This window comes from Streptomyces sp. NPDC051576, from assembly GCF_040681835.1.
Lineage (GTDB): Bacteria > Actinomycetota > Actinomycetes > Streptomycetales > Streptomycetaceae > Streptomyces.
This window is the reverse complement of record NZ_JBFAZO010000001.1, coordinates 543,782-568,903: the sequence shown is the minus strand read 5'-3', so window position 1 is coordinate 568,903 and position 25,122 is coordinate 543,782. Positions and strand designations below refer to the sequence as shown.

At 70.7% G+C, this 25,122-nt stretch carries 26 protein-coding genes; 16 read left to right on the top strand and 10 right to left on the bottom strand.

Annotation, left to right across the window (positions count from 1 at the left end; translation table 11 throughout):
* The first annotated feature begins 21 nt into the window (after nucleotides 1-21).
* From AB0M63_RS02775 to AB0M63_RS02725, 11 genes are all read left to right on the top strand, one after another.
* On the top strand, nucleotides 22-297 hold the full coding sequence (locus tag AB0M63_RS02775; protein WP_366018132.1) for an acyl carrier protein: 276 nt from the start codon (nucleotides 22-24) through the stop codon (nucleotides 295-297).
* Nucleotides 294-1,232: a 3-oxoacyl-[acyl-carrier-protein] synthase III C-terminal domain-containing protein gene (locus AB0M63_RS02770; RefSeq protein WP_355903176.1), complete on the top strand. Its 939-nt coding sequence runs from the start codon at nucleotides 294-296 to the stop codon at nucleotides 1,230-1,232. Before AB0M63_RS02775 ends, AB0M63_RS02770 begins: the two co-directional genes overlap by 4 nt.
* 84 nt (nucleotides 1,233-1,316) lie before the next feature.
* Entirely contained in the window at nucleotides 1,317-2,660 is a 1,344-nt protein-coding gene (locus AB0M63_RS02765; protein WP_366018131.1) for a hypothetical protein, read from the top strand.
* Complete coding sequence (locus AB0M63_RS02760; RefSeq protein ID WP_366018129.1) at nucleotides 2,657-3,943, top strand: type III PLP-dependent enzyme; 1,287 nt, start codon at nucleotides 2,657-2,659, stop codon at nucleotides 3,941-3,943. The genes AB0M63_RS02765 and AB0M63_RS02760 overlap by 4 nt, the downstream gene beginning before the upstream one ends.
* Nucleotides 3,944-3,956: 13 nt before the next feature.
* Complete coding sequence (locus AB0M63_RS02755; RefSeq protein ID WP_355903672.1) at nucleotides 3,957-4,232, top strand: acyl carrier protein; 276 nt, start codon at nucleotides 3,957-3,959, stop codon at nucleotides 4,230-4,232.
* Entirely contained in the window at nucleotides 4,229-5,158 is a 930-nt protein-coding gene (locus AB0M63_RS02750; protein WP_355903166.1) for a hypothetical protein, read from the top strand. The genes AB0M63_RS02755 and AB0M63_RS02750 overlap by 4 nt, the downstream gene beginning before the upstream one ends.
* Complete coding sequence (locus AB0M63_RS02745) at nucleotides 5,155-5,823, top strand: hypothetical protein (RefSeq protein ID WP_366018128.1); 669 nt, start codon at nucleotides 5,155-5,157, stop codon at nucleotides 5,821-5,823. Before AB0M63_RS02750 ends, AB0M63_RS02745 begins: the two co-directional genes overlap by 4 nt.
* Nucleotides 5,816-6,973, top strand: a complete 1,158-nt coding sequence (locus AB0M63_RS02740; protein WP_366018127.1) for an acyl-CoA dehydrogenase family protein — start codon at nucleotides 5,816-5,818, stop codon at nucleotides 6,971-6,973. The genes AB0M63_RS02745 and AB0M63_RS02740 overlap by 8 nt, the downstream gene beginning before the upstream one ends.
* A gap of 32 nt (nucleotides 6,974-7,005) precedes the next feature.
* Nucleotides 7,006-8,454 carry an MATE family efflux transporter gene (locus AB0M63_RS02735; RefSeq protein WP_366018125.1) on the top strand — a complete coding sequence of 483 codons (1,449 nt, stop codon included), beginning with the start codon at nucleotides 7,006-7,008 and terminating at the stop codon, nucleotides 8,452-8,454.
* Nucleotides 8,357-9,004, top strand: coding sequence for a 4'-phosphopantetheinyl transferase superfamily protein (locus AB0M63_RS02730; protein ID WP_366018123.1), 648 nt, complete (start codon nucleotides 8,357-8,359; stop codon nucleotides 9,002-9,004). The genes AB0M63_RS02735 and AB0M63_RS02730 overlap by 98 nt, the downstream gene beginning before the upstream one ends.
* 18 nt (nucleotides 9,005-9,022) lie before the next feature.
* Complete coding sequence (locus tag AB0M63_RS02725) at nucleotides 9,023-10,345, top strand: hypothetical protein (RefSeq protein WP_366018122.1); 1,323 nt, start codon at nucleotides 9,023-9,025, stop codon at nucleotides 10,343-10,345.
* Between the two features lie 23 nt (nucleotides 10,346-10,368).
* Here AB0M63_RS02725 and AB0M63_RS02720 read toward each other — a convergent pair whose 3' ends face one another.
* From AB0M63_RS02720 to AB0M63_RS02705, 4 genes are all read right to left on the bottom strand, one after another.
* A complete protein-coding gene (locus AB0M63_RS02720; protein ID WP_366018121.1) occupies nucleotides 10,369-11,469 on the bottom strand; it encodes a LuxR family transcriptional regulator in 1,101 nt (366 codons plus the stop codon).
* 7 nt (nucleotides 11,470-11,476) lie between these two features.
* Complete coding sequence (locus tag AB0M63_RS02715; protein ID WP_355903152.1) at nucleotides 11,477-11,668, bottom strand: ferredoxin; 192 nt, start codon at nucleotides 11,666-11,668, stop codon at nucleotides 11,477-11,479.
* 13 nt (nucleotides 11,669-11,681) lie between these two features.
* A complete protein-coding gene (locus AB0M63_RS02710; RefSeq protein ID WP_366018120.1) occupies nucleotides 11,682-12,866 on the bottom strand; it encodes a cytochrome P450 in 1,185 nt (394 codons plus the stop codon).
* A 103-nt stretch (nucleotides 12,867-12,969) separates the two neighbouring features.
* Nucleotides 12,970-13,923, bottom strand: coding sequence for a LysR substrate-binding domain-containing protein (locus AB0M63_RS02705; RefSeq protein WP_366018119.1), 954 nt, complete (start codon nucleotides 13,921-13,923; stop codon nucleotides 12,970-12,972).
* 63 nt (nucleotides 13,924-13,986) lie between these two features.
* On the opposite strand from AB0M63_RS02705, the gene AB0M63_RS02700 reads away from it, so the two are divergent.
* Together AB0M63_RS02700 and AB0M63_RS02695 are read left to right on the top strand one after the other, a co-directional pair.
* Nucleotides 13,987-15,273 (top strand): MFS transporter, encoded by a 1,287-nt coding sequence (locus AB0M63_RS02700; RefSeq protein ID WP_355903146.1) that lies wholly within the window; start codon nucleotides 13,987-13,989, stop codon nucleotides 15,271-15,273.
* A gap of 126 nt (nucleotides 15,274-15,399) precedes the next feature.
* Nucleotides 15,400-16,416: a sigma-70 family RNA polymerase sigma factor gene (locus AB0M63_RS02695; RefSeq protein ID WP_355903144.1), complete on the top strand. Its 1,017-nt coding sequence runs from the start codon at nucleotides 15,400-15,402 to the stop codon at nucleotides 16,414-16,416.
* Here the strand turns inward: AB0M63_RS02695 and AB0M63_RS02690 are convergent.
* Entirely contained in the window at nucleotides 16,300-16,692 is a 393-nt protein-coding gene (locus tag AB0M63_RS02690; protein WP_366018118.1) for an STAS domain-containing protein, read from the bottom strand. The genes AB0M63_RS02695 and AB0M63_RS02690 overlap by 117 nt on opposite strands.
* Before the next feature lie 97 nt (nucleotides 16,693-16,789).
* On the opposite strand from AB0M63_RS02690, the gene AB0M63_RS02685 reads away from it, so the two are divergent.
* The 3 genes from AB0M63_RS02685 (at nucleotide 16,790) to AB0M63_RS02675 (ending at nucleotide 19,184) form a co-directional block, all read left to right on the top strand.
* On the top strand, nucleotides 16,790-17,710 hold the full coding sequence (locus AB0M63_RS02685) for an AEC family transporter (RefSeq protein ID WP_366018117.1): 921 nt from the start codon (nucleotides 16,790-16,792) through the stop codon (nucleotides 17,708-17,710).
* Between the two features lie 119 nt (nucleotides 17,711-17,829).
* Nucleotides 17,830-18,627, top strand: coding sequence for an alpha/beta hydrolase (locus AB0M63_RS02680; protein ID WP_366018116.1), 798 nt, complete (start codon nucleotides 17,830-17,832; stop codon nucleotides 18,625-18,627).
* Nucleotides 18,624-19,184: a TetR/AcrR family transcriptional regulator gene (locus AB0M63_RS02675; protein ID WP_366018115.1), complete on the top strand. Its 561-nt coding sequence runs from the start codon at nucleotides 18,624-18,626 to the stop codon at nucleotides 19,182-19,184. The genes AB0M63_RS02680 and AB0M63_RS02675 overlap by 4 nt, the downstream gene beginning before the upstream one ends.
* 56 nt (nucleotides 19,185-19,240) lie before the next feature.
* Here AB0M63_RS02675 and AB0M63_RS02670 read toward each other — a convergent pair whose 3' ends face one another.
* The 5 genes from AB0M63_RS02670 to AB0M63_RS02650 form a co-directional block, all read right to left on the bottom strand.
* Nucleotides 19,241-20,524, bottom strand: coding sequence for a thymidine phosphorylase (locus AB0M63_RS02670; RefSeq protein ID WP_355903669.1), 1,284 nt, complete (start codon nucleotides 20,522-20,524; stop codon nucleotides 19,241-19,243).
* A gap of 93 nt (nucleotides 20,525-20,617) precedes the next feature.
* Entirely contained in the window at nucleotides 20,618-21,028 is a 411-nt protein-coding gene (locus AB0M63_RS02665; protein WP_366018113.1) for a cytidine deaminase, read from the bottom strand.
* Nucleotides 21,025-22,287, bottom strand: a complete 1,263-nt coding sequence (locus tag AB0M63_RS02660) for an ABC transporter permease (RefSeq protein ID WP_355903132.1) — start codon at nucleotides 22,285-22,287, stop codon at nucleotides 21,025-21,027. The genes AB0M63_RS02665 and AB0M63_RS02660 overlap by 4 nt, the downstream gene beginning before the upstream one ends.
* Nucleotides 22,287-23,411: an ABC transporter permease gene (locus AB0M63_RS02655; RefSeq protein ID WP_355903130.1), complete on the bottom strand. Its 1,125-nt coding sequence runs from the start codon at nucleotides 23,409-23,411 to the stop codon at nucleotides 22,287-22,289. Before AB0M63_RS02655 ends, AB0M63_RS02660 begins: the two co-directional genes overlap by 1 nt.
* A complete protein-coding gene (locus AB0M63_RS02650; RefSeq protein WP_366018519.1) occupies nucleotides 23,408-25,090 on the bottom strand; it encodes an ABC transporter ATP-binding protein in 1,683 nt (560 codons plus the stop codon). Before AB0M63_RS02650 ends, AB0M63_RS02655 begins: the two co-directional genes overlap by 4 nt.
* Between the last annotated feature and the right edge of the window lie 32 nt (nucleotides 25,091-25,122).

Genomic DNA, 25,122 nt, shown 5'->3' with positions numbered 1-25,122 from the left:
GCCGGAAGGCGAGTGAAGCACGTGACAACGACACAGCACCGACGCGACGATGTGGGCGCCATACAGACATGGATCACCGAGCAGGTGGCGCGCTACGTGAACAGGGCGCCCGGGGCCATCGACCCGGACGAGTCCTTCAGCGTGTACGGCCTCGACTCGCTCTACGCCGTGGCCCTGTGCGGGGACATCGAGGACCACTTCGAGCTGTCCGTGCCGGCCACCCTGGTCTGGGACCACGACTCGGTCACCCGGCTTGCCGACGCCGTGGATTCCCGGCTCCGTGAGACCCGGCCGTGACACGGCTGGCGGAGATAGCGGCCTTCGTGCCCGAGAAGGACGTACCGGTTGAGGCGGTGTGCGGTCCGGACGGCCCCAGCGAGGCCGAGGTCAAGCTGCTGCGCCGCTATTACGGACTGGACTCCGTGCGCTGGGCACCCGAGCTGGACCTGGCACGGTTGCTGGTCGCGGCCGCGGAGCGGCTGACGGCCCTGCCCGCCGTACGCGGTCGCGTCCGCTATGTGATCGCGGCTCGAACACTGCAGGCGGTCGCGCCGGACACCACCGCCGTTCTCCGACAGGTCTGCCGGGAGCTGGGGCTGGGCCACGCCCGCGCGTTCGCGCTGACCCAGCACGCCTGCGCGTCCGGACTGCTCGCGGTCGACGTCGCCGGCCGACTGCTCGCCTCGGACGGCGAACCGGACGCTCTGGCCCTGTTGCTGACCGGAGAGAAGGCGTTCACGCCGAGCGCCCGGTTCATCCCCGGCACGACGGTGATGGGCGAGGGCACCGCCGCCGTCCTGGTCGGCGGCGACACCTGCCCCGGGGACCGGGTGCTCTCCTACGCGACCCGTACCTGCGGCGAGTACCGCGACGGACTGGCCATCTCCCCCGAGCAGGCGGCGCGGTTCGGCAACACGTACACCGAGACGCTCGCCGAGGTCGTCCGGACCGCCGTCGACATGGCCGGCCTGTCCCTGGCGGACATCGACCTGGTGCTGCCGCACAACGTCAACCGGATCTCCTGGGTGCGGTGGTGCCGGCATGCGGGCTACCCGGTCGACCAGGTCCATCTCGACAACGTTCCGGTCACCGGCCACTGCTTCTGTGCCGACCCCTTCATCAACCACGACTCGGCAGTGGCCTCCGGTCGTCTGAAGCCGCACGACCACTATCTGATGGTCGCCGTCGGACTCGGCGCCACGTTCTCGGCGATGGTCCTCGAAAAGAGCTGACCACGCTCCCGCCCGTGTCGTCTACGCAGGGAGACACCCGTGTCCGTATCCGCCCAGAGCCTCACACACCGCCTGAGGAAGGCTGTGGGAGCACCTCCGTCGGCCCCCCTCGTCCTGCTGGCCAACTTCGAGGTCGAACAGCAGTGGGGACAGGGCGAGTTCGGCCTGCCTACCATCGGCTTCGCGGCCTCCGATGCCCTGGTCGGCCGCATGGACGAGTTCGCGCTGCTGCTCGGCGGCCCGGGTGACACGGTCGTACTCAAGGAGCCGCCGGATCCCACCTACCTGGACCACCTCGGCAAGGTGGGCCTCGCCCTGCCGCACGTGCTGGTCACCGGCAGTACGGACCCGGCGCGCTCGGTCACGGAGGAGGCGCTGCGCCGGCCCGGGGTGATCGCCGGGCTGAGAACCGTGGCGGAGCGTGGCGGTGTTCTCGTACCGCATGGGGCGTCCGCCGCGGAGGAGCGGCTGGCCATCGCTACCGGTCTCACCCTCGGCACCGCCGCACCCCCCGTGTGCAAGAAGGTCAACAGCAAGCTCTACAGCCGACGGCTGGCCGACCGGATCGGACTGCGGCAGCCGCGCGGTTGGGCCTGCGCCGCACTCGACGACTGGGACGAGGCGCTGGCGGGAGCCCGGCGGCTGCTGACGAACGGCAGGAGCGTCGCCGTCAAGGACGCCTACGGCGTCTCCGGAAAGGGCATTGTCAGGATCCGCGACGAGCGGCACCTCAGCCGCCTCGACGCCATGACCCGGCGGCGGCTGGAGCGCCACGGCGACGGCTCGCTCAACCTCGTCGTCGAGGAGTGGGTGGCGAAGTCCGCCGACCTCAACTACCAGTTCACCCTGGACCGGGACGGCGGCACCCGCTTCGACTTCGTCAAGGAGGCCGTCACCGAGCGGGGTGTGCACAAGGGCCACCGCATGCCGGCGCCGCTGACCGGCGCGCAGGGGGACACCATCCGCCGTACCGCCGGCGAACTGGGCCATGCGCTGGCGGATGACGGCTACCTCGGTGTGGTCGGCGTCGACGCGATGGTCGACCCGGACGGCGGCCTCTACCCGGTGGTGGAGATCAACGCGCGGCTCAACATGTCCACTTACCAGGACCGCCTGCAGACAGAACTCGTGGGGCCGGAACGGGCCGCCCTGGCACGGCACTACCCCGTCCGCCGCACGGAGCCGGTCTCCTTCGCCGAACTGGCCCAGGCACTCGGGGACCTGCTCATCACCTCACCGCACGGAGAGGGACTGGTAGTCAACAACTTCGCGACCGTCAACGCCTCGCTGGCCGTTGCCGAGCCGGGGTCCGCACCCGAGGGCCGGCTGTACGGGCTGGTGGTCGCCGCCGACCACGCCCGGGTCGCGTTCCTGGACGGACGGATCGAGGCCCGTCTGCGCGGCCACTTCGGAAAAGGAGCCCGATGACCACGGATCACCGTGTCCAGGGGATCGCCGTCCGCGACCTCGCCGACACCTTCGGCACACCGCTCTTCGTCTACGACGCGGACGTCCTCGCCGCCCAGTACCGCACCCTGCGGCAGGGGCTGGACCCCTCCGTCGAGATCTACTACTCCCTCAAGGCGAACCCGAACGTCGCCGTCTGCGCCGAACTGCACGCCCTCGGCGCCGGCGCCGAGGTGTCGTCCCTGGCCGAGCTGCTGACCGCGGCCAGGGCCGGTGTACCGGCCGAGCGGACGATGTTCCTCGGCCCGGGCAAGAGCGCCGACGAGCTGACGGCCTGTGTCAAGGAGGGCGTCGGGCTCGTGGTGTGCGAGTCCTTCCCCGAACTGGACCTGCTCAACGACCTGGCCGGGCAGCATGCCGCACGCCCGTCGGTGCTGCTGCGCGTGAACCCCGCGTTCTCGGTCAAGGGTTCCGGGCTCACCATGGGCGGCAAGGCCCGGCAGTTCGGCATGGACGAGGATCAGCTGGAGGCCGCCGGCAACGTCACGGCACGCTGGCCGCACCTGCACGTTCGCGGCGTCGAGGTGTTCATGGGCACCCGGATCCTGGACTCGTCCGTGATCGCCGAGAACACGCGCCGTATCCTGCTGCTCGCCGAGCGGCTCGCCGACCTGCTGGACTTCCCACTGGACGTGGTCGACGTCGGGGGCGGGCTGGGCGTGGCCTATTTCGAGGGCGAGCAGGACGTCGACGTCGACGGTGTGACGGGCGGAGTCAACCAGGCCGTGCTCGATTTCCGCGGCCGCAGGCCCGGCACCCGGGTGATCATGGAGCTGGGCCGCTATCTGACAGCCCTGGCAGGGCTGTACGTGACACGGATCCGCTACGTCAAGACCTCACGGGGCGAACGGTTCGCCGTGGCCGACGGCGGCACCAACCACCACATGGCGGCCGTCGGCACCGGCTCGTTCGTCAAGCGCAACTTCCCCGTGCAGGTGCTGACCGACACCGACCGGCCGGCCACCGAGACCTGGCATGTCACCGGCCCGCTGTGCACACCGAACGACACCCTCGTCAAGAACGCGAAACTGCCGCCGCTCCAGGCAGGCGACCTGATCGGGATCCACCGCTCGGGCGCCTACGGCCCCTCCGCCTCCCCGGTCCTCTTCCTCGGCCACGGCCACCCCGCCGAAGTGCTGGTCGCGAACGGTACGCCGCACCTGGTGCGGGAGCACGACATGCCGCAGGACCTGCTCGCCAAACAGCGCCTGCCGCTGCACACCACCCACCCCGTGAGGAGCTGAACCAAACGTGAGCATGGGAACCGAAGCCACTTCCGGCAGTCCCGCTCTGCAGGACGTCGTCCGCAGTGTCGTCGACGCGCTCAGCGAAGTACTGAACCGCGAACTGCCGGACGCCGACGCCGGCACCCGCCTCTTCGAGGACCTCGGTCTGGACTCCACCGCTGTGCTCGAACTCCTCATGGCGGTGGAGAACCGGCTCGATGTGGAGTTCGACCCCGACACCTTCGAGCAGGAGCACTTCGCGAGCGTCGGATCGCTCAGCACGTACATCCGGGAAGCGATCTCGTGATCCGCGCCATGCCGTACGGCCCGACGGGGCCGGACCTCCGCGTCGGGTCCACCGCCGCGTTCCTGGCTGCCCAGGCCTGCGTGACACTGGGCCGACCGGACCGGAGGCCGACGGCGGACCGGATGACCGAGCGGTATCTGCGAGACATGTTCACGTCCTACGGCGTGGACGTCTCCGGACCCGTCCGAGCCGTCGGGCACCACAACAGCTACGCGCGGCTGCTGGAGCGGCTCGTGTCCGAACTACGGCCGTTGCCGCCGCTCGACCTGGTCGTGCTGGCCCATGCGCGGTCCGACTGCGATCCGCGACGCTCCCTGTCGGGCACCGTGAACGCGCTCTGCCCGGGCGAGCCGCTGTGCTTCGCGGTGAGCGACCAGGGCGAACCGGCCGCGGTCACCGCTCTGGACCTGGCCGACCGCTACCTGCGGCACGGGTGGGCAGGCCATGCGCTGGTGGTGCTGCTCGACCAGTCGACGCATGCCGGAGCGCAGGTCCGCGGTCCGGCCGAGGACCTGGCAGTCGGCCTGTTGCTGCGGGCGGCGGACGGCGACGCGGCGGACGGCTGGGTCCTGCGGTCCCCGCGGACCAGTGCCATCGGACCGGTCGGTCCCGCGCCCGGCCTCGCCGCGCTCGGCAGCGCCCTGCCCCCGCTGCCCGACCGGGCCCGGGTCGTCGTAGCCGGTCCGCGGTCCGCACTGGGCCCCGCCCAAGGGGCCCGGTGGCCCGGCCGTCCGGATGTCGACGTCACCCTGCGGCCGGTGGCCGCGTCCCAGCCCCCCATGGCGGTATGGCGTACCGGGGCGGAGACGCTGGCTCAGGGCACGGCCCGGTGGGACCGGGTGTGCGTCGTCCACGCGGGCGCTGTCGCCGGCACCTGGGAGTTCTGCGCCTTCGACGCCGTGACGACACGAGGGGAAGGAGAATGACCAAAACCTCGACCACGGCCCCCGGACCGAGTTCCCTGTGCGAGCTGGTGACCGCTCAGGGATTGCCCCGCGCCCTCGACACGCTGGTCGCGAGCCGTGTGGCGGACGACGGGGACATCCCCTGGGGACCGGGCGGGCACGCCGTCGTCCCCGCGTCCGCCCTGACCGACGCGCAGCGCGAGACCTGCCTCCACCTCATTGCCCTGGCGCAACCCCAGGGCGGAGCGTACGAGGTCGCCGTGCTGGGCCGACCGCCCGGTCGGCCGCCCCTGGAACAGCCGGCCTCGTGGTGCACCGCGGTGGTGTGGCTGCGCCTCGGCATCTCCCGCCGGTTCCTCACGCATACCGTGCGGCGGCTCGGGGAGCGTCGCTCGGCCGACCGTGTGCTGCTCACCGAGCAGATGGTGCAGGCTTCCCTGGCGGACGCGCTGGCCGAGCAACTGGAGGCCGAGGCACTGCTGAGCGGCGAGCAGAGTCCACCGGAGTCGCACGTGGCGGCCGAGGCATCACGCCGGATCGCCGCAGCCGACCGGCAACTGCGGCACTTGGCGGGGGCGTACGGCTTCGAGTCCAGCGGTGTCGGCACGGCCTTGTGGGTCTCCGAACTACTGGCCGACGCCTATGTCCCCGATCCGCTGGACGACGGGGGGAACAACCATGCGTGAACTCGACGACCGCCTGTCGCTGCTCCAGGCGCAGATGCGCGAATGGTCCGGCGAACTCCGCGAGCGAGCCCTGGAGTTGGACAGGACCCCCGATGACGTCGGCACCTTGCTCGACGTGCCCGCGCTGCGCTACCTCGCCACGATGCTCATCCCTGCGGACCGGCAGCCGTCACCGCTGACGATCGGCCCGTACCGGTACGACGGCATCAGCTGCGCCGAACGTGTCGTGGCACTGGAGGAGCTGGCGTCGGCGGATGCGGCCGCGGTACTCGCGGCGCCTGGTCCGTCCCTGTCCGGCGTGATCGTGGGCCAGCTCGCCGACGAGGCGCAGAAGGAGTGGTTCTACGAGCGGATGCTCACCGCTCCCCGGTGGACGTTCTTCGCCCTGACAGAACCCGGCCAGGGTTCCAACGCTGGCCGGCTGACGACCCGTCTACGACGCGACGGCGACAGCGGCGACTGGCGGCTGTCCGGGATGAAGCGGTACGTGGGCGGGGCGACGAGGGCCGACGTGGGGGTGGTGGTGGCCCGACGGTCCGACGGGCCCCTGGGGATCACGGCCGTGCTGGTCGACACCTCCCTGCCCGGATTCGCCGCCGCAGCACTGCCCACCGTCGGGCTGCGCGCCGCGGGCCTGTCGGCGATCACCCTGCGGGATGTTCCGGTGAGCGAGGAGAGACTCCTGGGGCGGCACCTGCCGGCCACCCGGCGAGGGATCAACGCGGTCGTCCGTACCTTCCACCAGTTCCGCCCCGGTGTCGCGGGGCTGGCCCTCGGGGTGGCCAGGTCCGCACACGACTACGTCGTCACCCACCGCCGTACGCTCCGGGCGGCCGAGCGGCACCGGCTGGACGAGCTGAAGGACCGCATCCACGCCGTGCGACAACTGGTGCGGCACGCTGCGGCGCGGGTGGACGCAGACCCGTCGGACGGCGCGCTCGGTTCGGTGGCGAAGGTGCGCGCCGTGGAACTCGCGGAACACGCGACCGCGCTGGCGCCCCGGTTCTTCGGTCCGGGCGCCCGTATCGACCATCCCTTGCTGGACAAGCTGGCGCGCGACGCGTGGGGCCTGGAGTTCATGGAAGGCACGTCCCACATGCAGAAGCTCGCCTACGTGAACAGCCACCTCAAGGACCGGTTGACCCGCTGAGGCGAGACCCCCGTCCCCTTCCAGGAGGCCCCATGTCCGGTACGCACACCGCTCCTTCCGGCCCGCCCGCGGTGCCGGGGGCGGCGCTGCGCGGGGAGATACGCCGTCTCGCGGTGCCCCTGTCCGTGGGGGGGCTGGTGAGTGTGCTGGCCCAGACGCTGATTGTGACGGCGCTCGGTCGGGCCGGCGACACGGAGCTCTACCTGCGTTCCCTGTACGTGCCCGTGGCCTTCGGCTTCGCCGCCGTCTGCGAGGGCATCGGTATCGCCACCCAGGTAGCCACCGCCCAGGCCCACGGCCGGGGTGACCGGAGCGAAGTGCGCCGCAACGGAGCCGGGTTCCTGTTGCTCGGTGGCGCCCTGATGGCCCTCGCCGTGCTCGGGTTGACGATGTCCACGCCACTGGTGGCGGACGCCATGCAGGTGACGGCCGGTCAGCGAGGCCGGTTCGAGGAGTTCCTGCGCTGGACCGCGCTGGCCAATCTGGCCCGGGTCCCGCCCGTGGTCGCCACCGCGATGCTGCGTGGCCACGGCCGGGCTGCCGCGGCCACGCTGAGCACCGTGGTCGGCGCGGCCACCGAAGTGGGGGTCGTCTACGGGCTCGGCGATCAGGCCGGACACGGCGTCTTCAGCCTGCCCTGGGCGATCCTCGTGGGGTCCGTGGTGAGTGCGGGCTGCGCTGCCGCATGGGTACGGCGGGGCGGGCTGTCTCCCGTCGGCCCGCGCCCCGCCGTCCGCCGCCCTCTGCGCCTGCTCACCGACGTGGGGCTACCGGTCGCCGCCTCGTACGGGCTGCTGAGCGGGTTCAACCTGGCGGCTCTGTGGGTGCTGGCGCCGCTGGGCAAGTACGCGCAGGCCGGCTACTCCACCGCGTACACGGTGCAGACTCTGGTCATCGTGCCGACGATCGCCCTCGGTTCGGCCACGGCGATCGTGATGAACCGGCGCATCGGACGCGGTGAACACCGGGGGCTGACGCCCGTCTTCGGCGCCGGACTGCGGCTGACCGCTCTGTGGTACACCGTCGTCGCGCTCGCCCTGTGGGCGGGCGCGGGACCACTCGCCCATGGCATCACCGGCTCGCGGACGGTGGCCCCCTGGACGGAGCGCTACCTCGAACTCGTCGGTCCCACCCTGCCGTTGATGTGCCTGGTGCTGGTGGCACTCACCGTCCTGGAGCAACTCCGGCAAGGACTGCTGGCCTTCACCCTCAATGTCGTCTACTTCGCCGGTGTCGTGCTGCTCGGCAACGCTCTGGTTGCTCCCGGCCGTGACCCGGACACGTTCTTCCGGGTGATCGCGGCGGCGAACGTGACAGCCGGCCCCGCGGTGGTCGCCCTCGCGGTATGGCGGATTCGCCGGCTGAGCCGGAAAGGAGGTACGGATGCGGACGCAGGGACCGGTCGGGACGACCGTCCGGTACATCTGTCTGGCGGACGGACAGAACCGACTGGGGGCGCTGCGGGGGCTGTTGAACCGTGACGAGCTGACCCGGATGAACCGGTTGGACACCACGGCTCTCCGCGACGCCTACGCGATCACCCATGGCTCCGTGCGGGTCCTGCTCGCCCAGTACAGCGGAGTGCACCCGCGGGACCTGCGCTTCTCCCGGCGCCCGCAGGGCAAGCCGGAGACGGTGGCACCGGCCCGGGCGGCCGGCGTCCACTGGAACCTCAGCACCTCGGGCGACTGGGCGCTGCTCGGCATCTCGCCGCACCGGCCGGTCGGGGTCGACCTGGAACGGATCCGGGTGCCGGCGGCCGCGGTCCTCGGACTCGCCCGCTACTTCCCCCGCACCGACCGGCAGTTCCTGCGGTCCCTGCCCGAGGCCCGACGCTCCCGTGCGTACCACGGGTTGTGGGTGCGGAAGGAAGCGTGGGCCAAGGCACGGGGACTCGGCGTGGTGCACGCCCTGAGACAGCCCGTGGCCGACGGGTTCGCAGACGACCCAGGCGCGGTCCACGACCTCGCGGCGCCCACCGGTTATGTGGCAGCGGTGTGCCTCGCGGCACCAGAAGCCGATCACCCCTAGTCGACAAGGAGTTACACGGTGCAGGAGACGGCGAAAGACGCGTTGGTCGTCGCCTTCCGGGGCGAGCGGGAAGGGACGGCCCGGCTGACCTTCGGGCAGCAGTACATCGGGAACGCGCTCGCCCGGCTGCGGCCCCATGACCAGCACATGAACCTCGGACTGGTCGCGCCGGTGCCGCAAGGCGCGGGGATGGCGGACGTCACCCGGGCGCTGGGCGCACTCCTGCGGGCGTACGAGTCGCTGCGCACCCGCTACGAGCCAGGCGGCGGGCAGTCACTACGGCAGGTCCTCGTGCGGCGCGGCTCGATCCCGCTGGAGGTGGTCGAGGTCGACGCCTCCGTGCCCGGCGACGGGAGCGATCCCGTCGAGGACGTCGTCGCGCGTCTGCGCCTTGGGGCGTTCGACCCGGCCGCGGACCTGCCGGTGCGGGCGGCCGTGCTGAGCAGCGGTGGCCGACCGTGGTGCCTCGTCCTGGCGCTGAGCAGGATGGCGGCCGACGGCCACTCGGCCCAGCTGGTCAGGCGCTATCTCGAACTGGAGATGGCGGCCCCGGGCCGCGCCGCCGCGACGATGGGCTTCGGGCGCCAGCCGCTGGACCAGACGGCGTACGAGAGTTCGCCGGCCGGGGTCCGGGCCGCCGAGCGGGCGCTTGCACACTGGCGGCGGAAGCTGCCCGCCTTCCCCGACAGCACACCGCTCACCGGTACCCCTGACGGACCGCGGTTCCGGCGGGCCGAACTGGCTTCCCCCGCGCTGGGCGAGGCGGTGGCCGAACTGTCCCGGCGACTCGGTGTGAGCCGGCACTCGGTGGTCCTCACCGCCACCATGCTGGCCATCGGCGTAGATCACGAAGGTCCCCGCGCCATGACCGTCATCAGTGACAACCGGCATGTACGGGAGCTGAGATGGAGCGTGATGAACCTGCCGCAGCGGGTGCCCGTCGTCGTGGACCTCACGGGCGTCTCCTTCGGTGAGGCGGTCGGCCGGATCCATGTGGCGGGTCTCGGTGCCTGCCGCTTCGGCCTGTACTCCCCGGCCGCCCTGCGGGCTCTGCTGACCGAGACGACGGTGAGCCGCGGGGTGAGCCCCGACACCGACCTGACGTTCAACTCCTTCGAGCAGGGCGAGGCACTCTCGCCTCGGCGCTCTTTCACCTGGACGCTGGAGAGCGACAGGGAGCCGGAGGGTTTTCGGTTCTTCGACTTCTTCGGCCCCGACCGCATGCGGCTGTACGCGGACATGCTCCGCCTGTCGCCCGCCCGGGTGGCCGAGACCCTGGACACCGTGGAGAACATCCTGGTCCGCGCCGCCGCTTCCGCGGTGCGGCCGGGACGGGCCTGAACACCTGCCCCGTCAACCGCCCTTCACGCACTGTCGAAGAGGTCCTCCCCCAGGCCCGCGCCCGCGGGCACGGCGTCCTCTCCGTGGTCGGCGACCATCGACAGGGCCAGCCGGTAACCGAGCTGGAAGCGTGTCTGTGCGGCGTGCTCGGCCTTCAGTTTGGCCACATGCGTGGCATAGGCACGCGGACTCAGACCGATCAACTTGGCGATGGCGCTGTCCGACTCGCCCTCGATGAGACTGCGGACGATGGTCTCCCGCAGCCGGTTGCTGACCATCGACGCGGTCCTGGGGTTGTGCACACCGTCGAAGGACACGGCCCGCTGCCAGTTGTGGTCGAAGACATCCACGAGGAACCGGACCAGCGCACGGTTCGTGATCAGCACCGCGGTGTTCCGCTGAGCGTCCGCCGGCAGGAACGCCGTGCTCCGGTCGACCACGATGAGCCGCTCGAAGAAGTGGTCGAGCGTGCGCACCTGGGCACCGAGCCGCACCATGTCCGTGACGTAGGACCGCGTCGCCGAGTCGTGCCGCGCCGTGTGCTGGTAGAGCATGCGCACCTTCACGTTCCGCTCCAGGAGCGCCGTGGTGCGGTTGTGCGCGTTCCGCAGGACCTGAGGGGGGCGGCGACCGCCGGGCTGCGCGGTCAGCAGTTCGTCGCTGCTCTGCTCGACCGCTTCGCGGACGCACGCCTGTATGACGTCCTTGCCCGTCAGCTGGACCAGTCCCGCACCACCGCTGTCATCGACCAGTTCCTGGAACGACTCCTGGAAAGGGGTCAGGAGCAGGGGCAGTTGGGCTGCCTCCTCCAGGAGTCGCGCCGCGGCTGTGCGCCGTTCCGCCCCGATGCGCGCCTCCACGAGCCGTGGATCCACTGGGACGTAGGTGCCGGAGAGGTCATCCTGCTCCTCCAGCAGGCCCAGCCGCCGCAACTGGTCGAGCGCGGTCTTCAGCGCGGCCGGTGAGTACTCGTCGTGGAGTTGAGCTACATCGGTGTCACGCAGGCAGCCGCGCTTCACGGCATGGGTGTATATGTTCCACGCCGTTTCGCCGAGGGTCGGGTGACCGCGTGTCGCGTCCGACGCGTTCACAGGAGAGAGGCGGTCGCCCGGACGATTCGTCATCGGCTGCTCAACGGATCAACTTGATCGCTCCGGACGGGCACAGATCCGCCACGGCCGCCGCGCCGCTTCGACGGTCGGCCGGGACGTCCGACAGCAGCACCCGGACCGTGCCGTCGCCGTCCTGCTCGAACAGCTCCGGCAGGGTGCGCACGCAGTGGCCGCCGCCGACGCACACCTCGGAGTCCACCTCGATCCTCATGATGATCTCTCCCTCACCAGGTGACAGGCATCGTTGACAGCGCGAGGTTGATCCCGTGCCGGACCGGGATCTGCTCGACCGGTACGGCGAGCGACAGTTCCGGGATGCGGCCGTGGAGCGTGCTGAGAGCGGCTTCGAGGACGACGCGCACCAGGTTCTGGCCGATGCACTGGTGGATACCGAACCCGAACGTCAAGTGGTTGTGAACCGTCCGCCGGACGTCCAGCATGTCGGGGTCACTGAACCGGGCCGCGTCGCGGTTGGCCACGGGATGCAGGAAGAGCACCCCGTCTCCGGCCTTGATGAGCTGACCGTCGGGGGCCACGATGTCAGCCGTGGCGACCCGGGGCAGCCCGCCGGTGGTGGGAGTCAGGAAGCGGAGAAGCTCCTCCACCGCGGCCGGCCAGCGGTCCGCGTCCTCACGAAGGACCCGCAGCTGTTCCGGATGCTCGACCAGCGTGAGGACGCTCAGCGCGATCATGTTCACGGTGATGTCCTGACCGGCGATGACAAGAATCAGGGCGAGCCCGGTCACTTCGTCGGGCTCAAGTTCGCCGGCCTGCTCCCGGGCCACGAGATCCTTGAGCACACCGTCCCCCAACTCCGCGTCACGGGCGCGCAGTCCGGACAGGTAGCCGGTGAGGGAGGAGACGGTGTTGAAACTCCGGTACGTCACACGTTCGAACTCGGCCAGGTCCTGCCGAGGCAGGCCCAGCACATGCGAGAGGGCCCGGGCGACCAGCGGTCTGGCCAGGGATCTCAGCAGATCGGCGGGCGCCCCGGCGGCCAGCATGGCATCCGTGAGCTCTACGGCGTCCCGGGTGATCGCGGGCCGCAGAGCCGAGAGCCTGCGCACGGTCAGGCTCGGCAGCAGTGCCCGGCGCTGCCGGGTGTGCAGCGGTGGATCGGTGCCGACGAGCGTGCTCGTCGCGTCACGCCGGGAGCTCTGTACCGCAGCCAGCGACGGCAGCACCCGGGGGAATCCCGCTCGGCCGCGCTCGACCGAAAGACCGGGATCGACGATCAGCGCACGTGTCGCCGCATGACCGGTGACCGCCCACACCACCTGCCCGTCGAACAGGCGCACCCGGGTAATCGGTCCCGCCTCGGCCACCTCTCGAAAGAGCTGCGGCGGCTGATACGGGCACTGACGTTCGAGCGCGAGCATGGAAAGAGTTGACGCCTCGGATGTACTCATCCGCCCCCCAGGTAGACGTTCGATCCGATGAACAGCAGACGGCCCCTAGGAAATGAAACGTTACAATGACCCTCGGGGCCGGTCAATAAGCGTGCAGAGGTCGCTAGTTGGGGAGCAGGTTGCCCCTTCTCGACAGCAGGAACTTCTTGAAGGCCGCCACCGGCGGGGTGTCCGGGTGGCCGTCCAGCCAGGCCACTCCGATCTCGCGCACCGCCCTCGGGGCCGTGACCGTCAGTTCGGCAACTCCCGGGCGAGGTACGGCTGGTGGCGGGAGAAGGGCGACTCCCAGGCCCGCAGCCACCAGGCCCCGTAGGGTCTCCGCCTCCTCGCCCTCGAAGGCCACCCGGGGCTTGAAGCCGGCCTCCTTGCAGACGTCATCGGTGATGCGGCGGAGACCGTAACCGGGTTCCAGGGTCACAAAGGTCTCGTCGGCCGCCTCGGCGAGGCGGACCCTCCTGCGGGTCGCGAGGCGGTGGTCGGCGGGGACGACCAGGCGGAGCTTCTGTTCGTCGAGGCGGCGGGCGACCAGGTCCGGCGCGTCGGGGACCGGCGAGGTCAGGCACAGGTCCAGCTCCCCCGCGCGCAGCCGCTCCAGCATGGCCTCGCCGTAGTTCTGCACGAGGCTGAAGCGGACGCGGGGGTGGTCGGCGCGGAAGGCACGGATGAGGCCGGGGACGGTCTCCGAGCCGAGGGTGTGCAGGAAACCGAAGGCGACCTTGCCGGTGGCGGGGTCGGCGTCGGCGCGGACCTCGTCGGCGGCCTTCTCGATCTCGGCGAGGGCGCGTTCGACGGAGGTGAGGAAGGTACGGCCGGCCGGGGTCAGGGAGACGGTCCGGCCTCTGCGGGCGAACAGGTCGACGCCTAGGTCCTGTTCGAGCCTGACCATGGCCCGGGACAGGGTGGACTGCGGGACCTGCATCTCCTGCGCGGCCCGGGTGACGTGTTCGGTGCGGGCGACGCCGGCGAAGTACGCGAGGCGTGGCGCGAGCAGCGCGACGATGTCTTCTGTGTCACCGGACGGTGACAGGTGGGCCTGTGACCTCTGCTGATGCGCCATGGGAACGATTATGACGTTTCCGTGCATTGGACGGATGAACGACGGTGTACGTAGCTTCGAAGCATGTCTCCCGCCGATACCGGGGCGTCCACGATCGTGGCCGCCTCCACCTCCGTCCGCACCCCTGTCCCCGTCTCCGACTCGCGGCTGACGCCGGGTGGTCCCGGCTACCGCCGGATGAGTTTCGCGCTGTTCCTCGCGGGTGTCGCGACCTTCGCGCTGCTCTACTCCACGCAGGCGCTGCTGCCGCTGATCTCGTCCGGTTTCGGTGTGAGCGCGAGCGCGGCGAGCTGGACGGTGGCGGCGGCTACCGGCGGACTCGCGCTGTTCGTCCTGCCGATGAGCGCGCTGTCGGAGCGTTTCGGACGTCGTACGGTCATGACCGCCTCGCTGGTGGTCGCGGTGAGCCTGGGTGTCCTGGTCCCGTTCGCGCCCTCGCTGGGCGCGCTGGTGGCGCTGCGCTTCCTCCAGGGTGCCGCGCTCGCCGGGCTGCCCGCGTCGGCGACGGCGTATCTGGCGGAGGAGGTCCGGCCGAAGGCGCTGGTCACCGCCATCGGCCTGTTCGTGGCGGGCAACAGCGTCGGCGGGATGAGCGGCCGGATCATCACCGGCTGGGTCGCGCAGGAGTGGGGCTGGCGGATCGCCGTGGCGGTGATCGGCGTGCTCGCGGTCGGCTGCGCGGTGGCCTTCCGCCTCCTGCTCCCGGCCCCCCAGCACTTCACGCCGGGTTCGCTGCGCCCCCGCGTCCTGGCCCGCACGGTCCGCGACCACCTCGCGAACCCGCTGCTGTGCCGGCTGTACGCGATCGGTGCCCTGTTCATGACGGTGTTCGGCGGCGTCTACACGGTGATCGGCTACCGCCTGACCGAGGCCCCCTTCTCCCTCCCCCAGGGCATCATCGGCTCGATCTTCCTGGTGTACCTGGTCGGCACGGTGTCGGCGTCCACCGCGGGCCGCCTGGTCGGCCGCCTGGGCCGCCGGGGCGCCCTGTACCTGGCGGGCGGCACCACGGCCGCGGGCCTGCTGGTGTCGCTGGCCGACTCGCTCCCCCTGGTCCTGCTCGGCCTGGTCCTGATCACCGCCGGCTTCTTCGCCGGCCACGCGGTCGCGTCCTCGGCGGTCAGCAAGACGGCCACCACCGGCCGCGCCCAGGCCTCCGCCCTCTACCAGTCCGCCTACTACATCGGCTCCAGCACCGGCAGCACGGTCGGCGCGATGGCGTTCCACGCGGGTGGCTGGGCGGGGACGGTCGGGGTGGGTGTACTGGCGGTGCTGGGTGTCGTGACGATCACTGTGTTCGGGTCGCGGGCGGCGCGGGTGGAGCGGCGGGGGTTGGTGGCGGCGGCCTGATCTGCCCAATCCTCCAGAGGAACCACTCTGACCTGCACGTTCATCCACTCCGGGCGCCATTGTCAGTGGGCTGCGCTACGTTTCGGGGTAACGGAAGAACGGCCACAGGGGTGGGTGGGCGAGACCATGAGTGACGCTACGGCGACGACGACAGACCTCGACATCAGGCTGGAGAAACACCGCGTCGAGCTGACCGGTTACTGCTACCGGATGCTCGGCTCCTCCTTCGAGGCCGAGGACGCGGTGCAGGACACGATGGTCCGCGCGTGGCGGAGCTACGAGAAGTTCGAGGGCCGGTCCAGCCTCCGCTCGTGGCTGTACCGGATCGCGACGAACGTCTGCCTGGACATGCTGTCCGCGGGCAACAAGCGGGCGCGGCCCGTCGATCTCAGCGACTCCACCCCGCTGGCGCAGGCCGCGCTGTCGCCCCGCCCGGACAACACCTGGCTGGAGCCGATGCCGGACGCGCGCGTGCTGCCGACGGTCGCCGACCCGGCGGAGGCGGCGGTCGCCAAGGAGTCGGTGCGGCTCGCGTTCATGGCCGCCCTGCAGCAACTGCCGCCCAAGCAGCGGGCGGTGCTGATCCTGCGCGAGGTGCTGGCCTGGCGGGCCAATGAGGTCGCGGAGCTGCTCGGCACCTCGGTGGCGTCCGTCAACAGCGCTCTGCAGCGGGCCCGCGCGACCCTCGCCGAGCGGGACGAGAAGGCGGCCGACGCGGCCGTCTCCGACCCGCTCGACGAGGAGCAGCAGAAGCTTCTGGAGCGGTATGTCGCGGCCTTCGAGGGCTACGACATGGCCGCGCTGACGGCGCTGCTGCACGAGGACGCCATCATGACGATGCCGCCGTTCGACCTGTGGCTGACCGGCCACGACGACATCACGGGCTTCATGACGACGCTCGGCGCCGCCTGCGAGGGCTCCCGTCTGATCCCGGTGCAGGTGAACGGCCTGCCGGGCTTCGCCCAGTACAAGCCGGACCCGGAGGCGGGCGGCTTCAGCCCCTGGTCGGTGCAGGTCCTGGAGATCTCAGACGGCAGGCTCACCGGGTTCCACTTCTTCCTGGACACCAAGCGCTGGTTCCCGCTGTTCGACCTGCCCCTCCACCTCGAAGCGGAGCCCGACCAGGTCGAGGAGGGCGCGTAGTCCGGGGCTGGGCCCGCGCAGTCTGATCCGGCCACCGGCCCGCCGCGCGGTCAGTTCGAGGCGGGCCAGGAGATCGACGGTTCCGAGCCCCGGCGGCCCGGGCCCCACGGTCTCGACCCCGACGAGCACCACCCCGGCACCGGTCGTCTCCAGCAGCCTCCGTACTTCGTCGCAGAGCCGCGCCACCTCGTCACGGGTGACGGGGCGGTTCGGCACGAGTACAGCGGGTGTCATGGCGTCCACGATCGGTAGACCGGGTGGGTGGTCATAACTCATCGGGAGCCACCGCCTAGGTTTGCTGTATGCCCCACGGATCAGCCCCGCCCTGGATACCCGACGCCCTCCCGCGCGCCGAAACCGCCGAGGAGACGCCGTGCAGGGGGTGTTGACCGGGTTCGCGGTCATCGGCGCCGTCATCGCCGTCGGCTATCTGCTCGGCCTGCGCGGCTCCCTCGGCGAGAACGGCCGTGACGTACTGACCAGGCTGGCCTTCAACGTGGCGTCCCCGGCCCTGCTGTTCACCACCCTCGCGCGGGCCGACCTCTCGGTGGTCTTCTCCAGCTGGCTGCTCGTGACGGTGCTGAGCACGGCGGCGGTGGCGGGCGTGTTCGTGGCGGTGGGGGTGGCCCGCGGCTGGGGTGTGGGCCGTACGACGATCGGCGCGCTCTGTTCCAGCTACGTCAACTCCGGAAACCTCGGCATCCCGATCTCGGTGTACGTCCTGGGCAACGCCTCGCTGGTGGCCCCGGTGATGCTGTTCCAGCTCGTCGTGGTCAGCCCCCTCGCGCTCACGATCCTCGACCTGTCGGGCCGGGGCGAGCAGGACCCCCGGTGGGTACGGCTGCTCACGCCCGTCCGCAACCCGATCGCGGTCGGCTCCCTCGCCGGGGTCGCGGTGGCGGCGGCCGGAGTGCGCCTTCCGGGCCCGGTGATGGACCCGCTCACCCTGATCGGCAACATGGCGGTGCCGGCCGTACTGCTCGGCTTCGGCATCTCGCTGCGCGGAAGTGCGGTGCCGGCACGCGGTGTCGAGCGGTGGCCGGTGCTGCTGTCGGTCGCCCTGAAGTCCGTGGGGCAGCCGGCGATAGCCTGGGCGTCGGCGGTGGGCGTGTTCGGTCTGCACGGGGCGGCGCTGCTCGACGTGGTGGTGACATCGGCGCTGCCCGGTGCGCAGAACCTGTACACCTACGCGAGCCGCTACCGCGTGGGCGAGGCACTGGCCCGGGACTCGATCCTGCTGTCGACGATTCTGTCGGTGCCGGTGCTGGTGGTGATCGCGGCGCTGCTCGGGTGAACGGGCTGATCATCAACGACATGGGTGCCCCGACGGCGGGTGTTGTCCTCGCCTGGGCAGGGAGTTAGCCTGACCTCTCGTTGACCGACTGGTCGGTCAACGAGAGGGAGGGGTCCGCGATGCCTTACGCACAGACCAGAGCGGGGCAGGTGTTCTACGACGAGCAGGGCAGCGGCCCGCCCGTCGTGCTGCTGCACGCCACCCTGCACGACCACACCGACTACGACGCCGTGGCCGGACCGCTGGCCGCCGCCGGGCACCGCGTGCTGGCCGTCGACTGGCCGAGCCACGGCCGGTCCGGAACGCCGGGCGAACCACTGACCGCATCACTGCTGGCCGACGTCCTCACCGATTTCGTCACCGAACTCGATCTGGAACCAGCCGTGTTCATCGGCAACTCGGTCGGCGGGTACGCCGCCGCCCGGATCGCGCTGGACCATCCGGAGCGGGTCGCCGGGCTCGTCCTGGTCAACGCCGGCGGGTTCCTCAAGGTCCCCTTCGCGGCCCGCCTCCTGGGCATCCCGGCCGTCAGCCGGGCCGTGTTCCCCCGGCTCGTCCCCCGGTACATGAAACCGGACAGCGACCACCTGCACGCCCTCACCCGCCGGGTCCAGGACCGGGCGCGCAGCAGGACGGGCGCCGCGGTCTCGGCCGCGCTGTGGCAGAGCTTCACCGATCCGTCCTACGACCTGCGGGCCGACGGGCCCCGGCTCGGCGTGCCTGTGCTGCTGGCCTGGGGGGCGCGGGACATCGTCCTCCCGCTGTCCACCGCGCGCCGGACGCAGGCGGCGATACCCGGCTCGGAGCTACGGCTGCTGCAGACCGGACATGTGGCCTTCGCCTCCGATCCGGAGGGTTTCCTGGGCCTGGTCCTGCCCTTCCTCGAATCGGTGAGGACCGCCGGGAGCACATCATGAGCACCGGCGTACGGCAGCAGCGCGCGGCGGCCACCCGCAGGCAGCTGATCGCCACGGGCCTGGCCCTGGCGGAACGGACGGGTCTGGCCGACATGAGCGTCAACCTCGTCGTCGCCGAGGCGGGCGTGGCCAAGGGCACTTTCTTCCACCACTTCGGCGACCGCTCGGAATTCCTGCTGGCGCTGCACACCGAGTTCCACGACCGGGTGTTCGCGGAGATCGAGCGGACCATCGCGGGGATGGCGCCGGGCCGGGACAGACTGCTCGCCGTCGCACACGCCTACCTCGACGAGTGCCTGCGCCATCGCGGTGTACGGGCCCTGCTGCTGGAGGCCCGGGTCGACCCCGCGATCATCGGGGCGATCGCGGCCCGGAACAAGCTGGTCGTCCAGCGCAGCAGCCCCGACTTCGCCGCCATGGGCTGGGCCCACGTGGAACCCAGCGCGGCCATGTGGAACAGCGCCGTCGTGGAGGCCGCCATCCTTGAACTGGACGGCGGCGGCCACCGGCCGGAAGTCCGGGCGGCGCTGGAACAGTTCCTCCAGGGTCCCAAGTAGGCGGAAGGGGCCGGAACTTGAAAGCCCGGCGCCTCCTCCGCTCCTCGTCCCCCCGATCAGGCGATGCGCTCCAGCACCACCGGCGAAGCCGTGAACGAAGTTCCCTCGGCGCCGATGTCGTAGGAACCCTCGACCGCCTCCAGGGCATAGTCGAAGCGCTCCGGCGTATCCGTGTGCAGCGTCAGCAGGGGCTGGCCGGCCGTGACCACGTCGCCCGGCTTGGCGTGCATCTCCACGCCCGCGCCCGCCTGGACCGGGTCCTCCTTGCGCGCACGGCCCGCGCCGAGGCGCCAGGCCGCGATGCCGATGTCGTAGGCGTCGAGGCGGGTCAGGACGCCGGAGGTCGGCGCCTTCACCACGTGCTGTTCCTTCGCCACCGGGAGGGCAGCGTCCGGGTCGCCGCCCTGGGCCGCGATCATGCGGCGCCAGACGTCCATCGCCGAACCGTCGGCCAGGGCCTTCGCCGGGTCGGCGTCCTTCACGCCCGCCGCGTCGAGCATCTCGCGGGCCAGGGCGATGGTCAGCTCGACCACGTCCGAGGGGCCGCCGCCCGCCAACACCTCGACGGATTCCCGTACTTCGAGCGCGTTGCCGGCCGTAAGACCGAGCGGGGTCGACATGTCCGTCAGGAGCGCGACCGTCTTCACGCCGTGGTCGGTGCCCAGGCCCACCATCGTGGACGCCAACTCCCGCGCGTCCTCGATCGTCTTCATGAACGCGCCCGTGCCGACCTTCACGTCCAGGACCAGCGAGCCCGTGCCCTCGGCGATCTTCTTCGACATGATGGACGAGGCGATCAGGGGGATCGCCTCCACCGTTCCCGTGACGTCCCGCAGCGCGTACAGCTTCTTGTCCGCCGGGGCCAGGCCGTCGCCCGCCGCGCAGATCACCGCGCCGGTGCCGTCAAGGACGGACAGCATCTCCTCGTTGGAGAGCAGTGCGCGCCAGCCGGGGATCGACTCCAGCTTGTCGAGGGTGCCGCCGGTGTGGCCGAGGCCGCGGCCGGAGAGCTGGGGGACGGCCGCGCCGCAGGCGGCGACGAGGGGCGCCAGCGGGAGCGTGATCTTGTCGCCGACACCGCCCGTGGAGTGCTTGTCGGCGGTCGGGCGGGAGAGGGACGAGAAGTCCATCCGCTCGCCGGAGGCGATCATCGCGGCGGTCCAGGTGGCGATCTCCCGGCGGTTCATGCCGTTGAGGAGGATCGCCATGTTGAGGGCGGCCATCTGGTAGTCGGCCACCTCTCCGCGGGTGTACGCGTCGATGACCCAGTCGATCTGGTCGTCGCTCAGTTCACCGCGGTCGCGCTTGGTGCGGATGACGGAGATGGCATCCATTGACAACTGTGCCATGGCTTGGCTTTCCTTCCGGGCGTTCGGAAAATGCGCGGCCCCTCCGAGCGAGACGGTGGTCAACTCAGAGGGGCCGTACGGGAGTTACTTGGTGAGATGGTCCGGCCCGAAAGCCTGCGGGAGCATCTCCGAGAGCGGCAGGACGCCCGCCGGTGTCTCCACCAGCAGACCGGGGCCGCCGAACTCGTACAGCAGCTGGCGGCAGCGGCCGCACGGGACGAGGATGTCGCCCTTGCCGTCGACGCACGTGAAGTGGGTCAGCCGGCCGCCGCCGGTGCGCTGGAGGTCGGACACCAGCCCGCACTCTGCGCACAGGCCGAGGCCGTAGGACGCGTTCTCGACATTGCAGCCGGAGACCGTGCGCCCGTCGTCGACCCGGGCGGCGACCCCCACGGGGTAGCCCGAGTACGGCGCGTAGGCGTGGGACATCGCCTCCCGCGCCTCGGCGCGCAGTTCGTCCCAGTCGACGGCCGGATCGGCGGCGGGCGTGGTCACTTGCCCTGTCCCTTCCGGTACGGCAGGCCGTCCGCCTTCGGCATCCGCAGGTGCTGCGCGGACAGCGAGAGCACCAGCAGGGTGACGATGTACGGGCTGGCGCCGACCAGTTGGGTCGGGACCTGGTCGGTGGTGGCGTACCAGACGAACATCAGGGCCGCGACGACGGCGGTGATGCCGGCCGGGACGTACCGCTTCTTCCAGACCAGGAAGGCGACGTAGGCGACCAGCAGGAAGCCGAGCAGCAGGATCAGCGCGTGGACGTTGGTGGCGCCACCGCGCAGGTTGAGGCTGTCGGTGTAGCCGAACAGGCCCGCACCGAGGGCGAGTCCACCCGGCATCCAGTTGCCGAAGATCATCGACGCGAGGCCGATGTAGCCGCGACCGCCGGTCTGGCCGTCGAGGTAGACGTTGGACGCGACGATCGACAGGAAGGCGCCGCCGAGACCGGCGAAGCCGCCGGAGATGATCACGGCGATGTACTTGTACTTGTAGACGTTGACGCCGAGGGACTCGGCGGCCACCGGGTTCTCGCCGCAGGAGCGGAGGCGGAGACCGAAGGCCGTGCGCCACAGCACCCACCAGGTGACCGGTACGAGGGCCACCGCGATGACGGTGAGCGGCGAGAGGTCGGTGATCAGACCGCCGATCAGGCCGGCGATGTCCGAGATCAGGAACCAGTGCTTCTCGTTGAGCGTGTTCAGCCAGCTCGACAGACCGGGGATGTCGAAGGTGCCCAGGGAGTCGATCGGCGGGGACTGCTTGGCGGAGCCCTGCTCGGTGTTGGCGAAGGTGAACTTCGACAGATAGCGGGTGGTGCCGAGCGCCAGGATGTTGATGGCGACACCGGAGACGATGTGGTTGACGTTGAACGTCACCGTGGCGATGGCGTGCAGCAGCGCGCCGAGGCAGCCGCCGATGATGCCGAAGACGACACCGGTCCAGGGGCCCCACTGGTAGCCGGCCCAGGCGCCGAACCAGGTGCCGAGGATCATCATGCCTTCGAGGCCGATGTTGACGACGCCCGCGCGCTCGGCCCACAGACCGCCGAGACCGGCGAGCCCGATCGGCACGGCGGCCCTGAGGGCAGTGGACATCTGACCGGTCGACGTGATGCCGTCGGCGCCCGTGATGAGTCGGACGATCGACGTCAGGATCAGCGCGCCCGCGATGATCAGCAGGAGCACGGGGAGCGAGAAACGGCGGCCGCCCTTGCCGGGCTGCTGCGCCTTGGGCTTGGCGATGGTCGCGGTGGACATCAGGCCGCCACCTCCTTCTTCTCGGAGTTGTCGTTCGCGGCGGCGGCGAGTTCCTCACCGACGCGCTTCTGCTGGCGGCGCAGACCCCAGGTGCGGACGACCTCGTAGGAGATGACGACCGCGAAGACGATCAGGCCCTGCATGATCGTGGCGATCTCCTTCTGGTACGCGACCGGGGTCGCGTAGTCCAGGGCGGGCGACGCCTTGTCGAGGAAGGCCCACAGGAGGGCGGCGAGCGCGATGCCGCCGGGGTTGTTGCGGCCGAGGAGGGCGATGCCGATCGCGGTGAAGCCGAGGCCCTCGGGGAAGGTGAGGCTGTAGGTGTGGCTGTCGCCGAGCAGCAGCGGCAGACCGGCGAGGCCGGCGACACCGCCGGAGATCAGCATCGCCGTGAGCGTCATGCGCTTGGCGTCGACGCCGGAGGCCGCGGCGGCGGACTCGGACTCGCCGGTGGCGCGCAGGTCGAAGCCGAAGCGGGTGCGGTTGAGGACCAGCCAGTACAGGACGCCCATGATCACGGCGAGGAAGACCAGGCCGTAGATCTCGCCGACGTCCGAGCCCAGGTCGATGCCCGGGATCCAGCCGGACTTCTTCATGATGCCGGTCGTCATGTTGTTGCCGACCTGCACGCCCCAGGTGTTGGTCTGGGTGAGGTAGAGGATCAGGCTGGTGGCGATCGCGTTCAGCATGATCGTGGCGACGACCTCGCTGACCCCCCGGGTGACCTTGAGGACGCCCGCGATACCGGCCCAGAAGGCGCCGGTGAGGATCGCGACGAGCAGCAGCAGCGGCACCTGGAGGACGGCCGGCAGGCCGACGTGCGCGCCGACCACGGCGGTCATCACGGCGCCGAGGCGGTACTGGCCGTCGACGCCGATGTTGAACAGGTTCATCCGGAAGCCGAGGGCGACCGCCAGAGCGGCGATGTAGTACATCGACGCCTGGTTGATGATCAGCACCTGGACGTCGGAGTACGTCGCCTGCTGGAGCATCAGGTGGTACGGCTCGATCGGGTTCTTGCCCGAGGCGAGCAGCACGACCGAGGTCAGCAGGATCGCCGCGACAAGCGCCATGACCGGTCCGGCCACGGCGAGGAGCACCCGCTCCTTGTCGAACTTCTTCATCGGGCCTCGTCCTCCGGGGCGGTGTCGTCGGCGCCGTCTTCTGCGGACTCTTCGACGTGTTCGAGGTGACCGGACGCGGCGCCGGTCATGGCCGAGCCGAGCTCCTCCGGGGTGACGGTGGCCGGGTCGGCGTCGGCGACCAGCCTGCCGTCGTAGATCACGCGCAGGGTGTCCGACAGGCCGATCAGCTCGTCCAGGTCGGCGGAGATCAGCAGCACGGCCAGGCCCTCGCGGCGGGCGGCGCGGATCTGGTCCCAGATCGCGGCCTGCGCGCCGACGTCCACACCGCGGGTGGGGTGGGCGGCGATCAGGAACTTCGGCTTGTGGCTCATCTCGCGGCCGACGATCAGCTTCTGCTGGTTGCCGCCGGAGAGGGAGGCGGCGGTGACGTCGATGCCGGGGGTGCGGACGTCGTACTCCTCGACGATCCGACGGGTGTCGTCCTGGGCGCCCTTGATGTCGAGCCAGATGCCCTTGGCATTCGGCTTCTCCGTCACATGGCCGAGGATGCGGTTCTCCCACAGCGGGGCTTCCAGGAGGAGGCCGTGGCGGTGGCGGTCCTCGGGGATGTAGCCGATGCCGTGTTCGCGGCGGCTGCGGGTGGCCCACGGGGTGATGTCCTCGCCGAGGAAGCCGATGGTGCCGGAGTCGGCGTTCTTCAGGCCGATCAGCGCGTCGATCAGCTCGGTCTGGCCGTTGCCCTCGACGCCGGCGATGCCCATGACCTCACCGGCGTGGATGGTGAAGGTGACGTCGTCGAGGACGCGCTTGGCGGCGCCGGTCTCCCCCACGGCCGTGTCGCCGAGCAGTCCGCCGGCCGTGGGCTCGGCCGCGACGCCGAGGGAGGCGCCGCCGCTCGCGTACACGGTGAGGTTCTTGACCTCGATGACGGGCTGGTCGGTGACCGTGGACTCGGCGGTCTCCGGGGTGGGCAGTTCGCTGCCGACCATCATCTCGGCGAGCTGGCGCGGGGTGGTCTCGGAGGGGACCGCGGTCCCGACCGTCGTACCGCGCCGGATGACGGTGATCTCGTCGGCGACCGACAGGACCTCGCCCAGCTTGTGCGAGATGAAGATGACGGCGAGGCCCTCGGACTTCAGCTCGCGCAGGTTGCTGAAGAGGGCGTCGACCTCCTGCGGGACCAGGACTGCGGTGGGCTCGTCCAGGATCAGGGTGCGGGCGCCGCGGTAGAGGACCTTGAGGATCTCCACCCGCTGGCGCTCGGCGACCCCGAGGCTCTCGACGAGAAGGTCCGGGCGGACGTTCAGGCCGTAGCGGTCGGAGATCTCCTTGATCTTCCTGCGGGCGCCGCCGCCGATGCCGTGCAGCTTCTCGCTGCCCAGGACGACGTTCTCCAGGACGGTGAGGTTGTCGGCGAGCATGAAGTGCTGGTGGACCATGCCGATGCCGCGGGCGATGGCGTCGGCCGGGGAGGAGAAGGTGACGTGCTCGCCGTCGACGGCGATGGTGCCCTCGTCCGGCTTCTGCATGCCGTAGAGGATCTTCATCAGGGTCGACTTGCCGGCGCCGTTCTCGCCGACGAGGGCGTGCACGGTGCCTTTTCGGACACTGAGGTGGATGTCGTGGTTGGCCACGACACCGGGGAAGCGCTTGGTGATCCCGGCCAGCTCGACCGCGGTCGACTGTGCGGTGAGCGGAGGGCTGCTGGACGCGTCGATGGCGAACTCTCCTCGTGGAAAGGGGCCTCTCT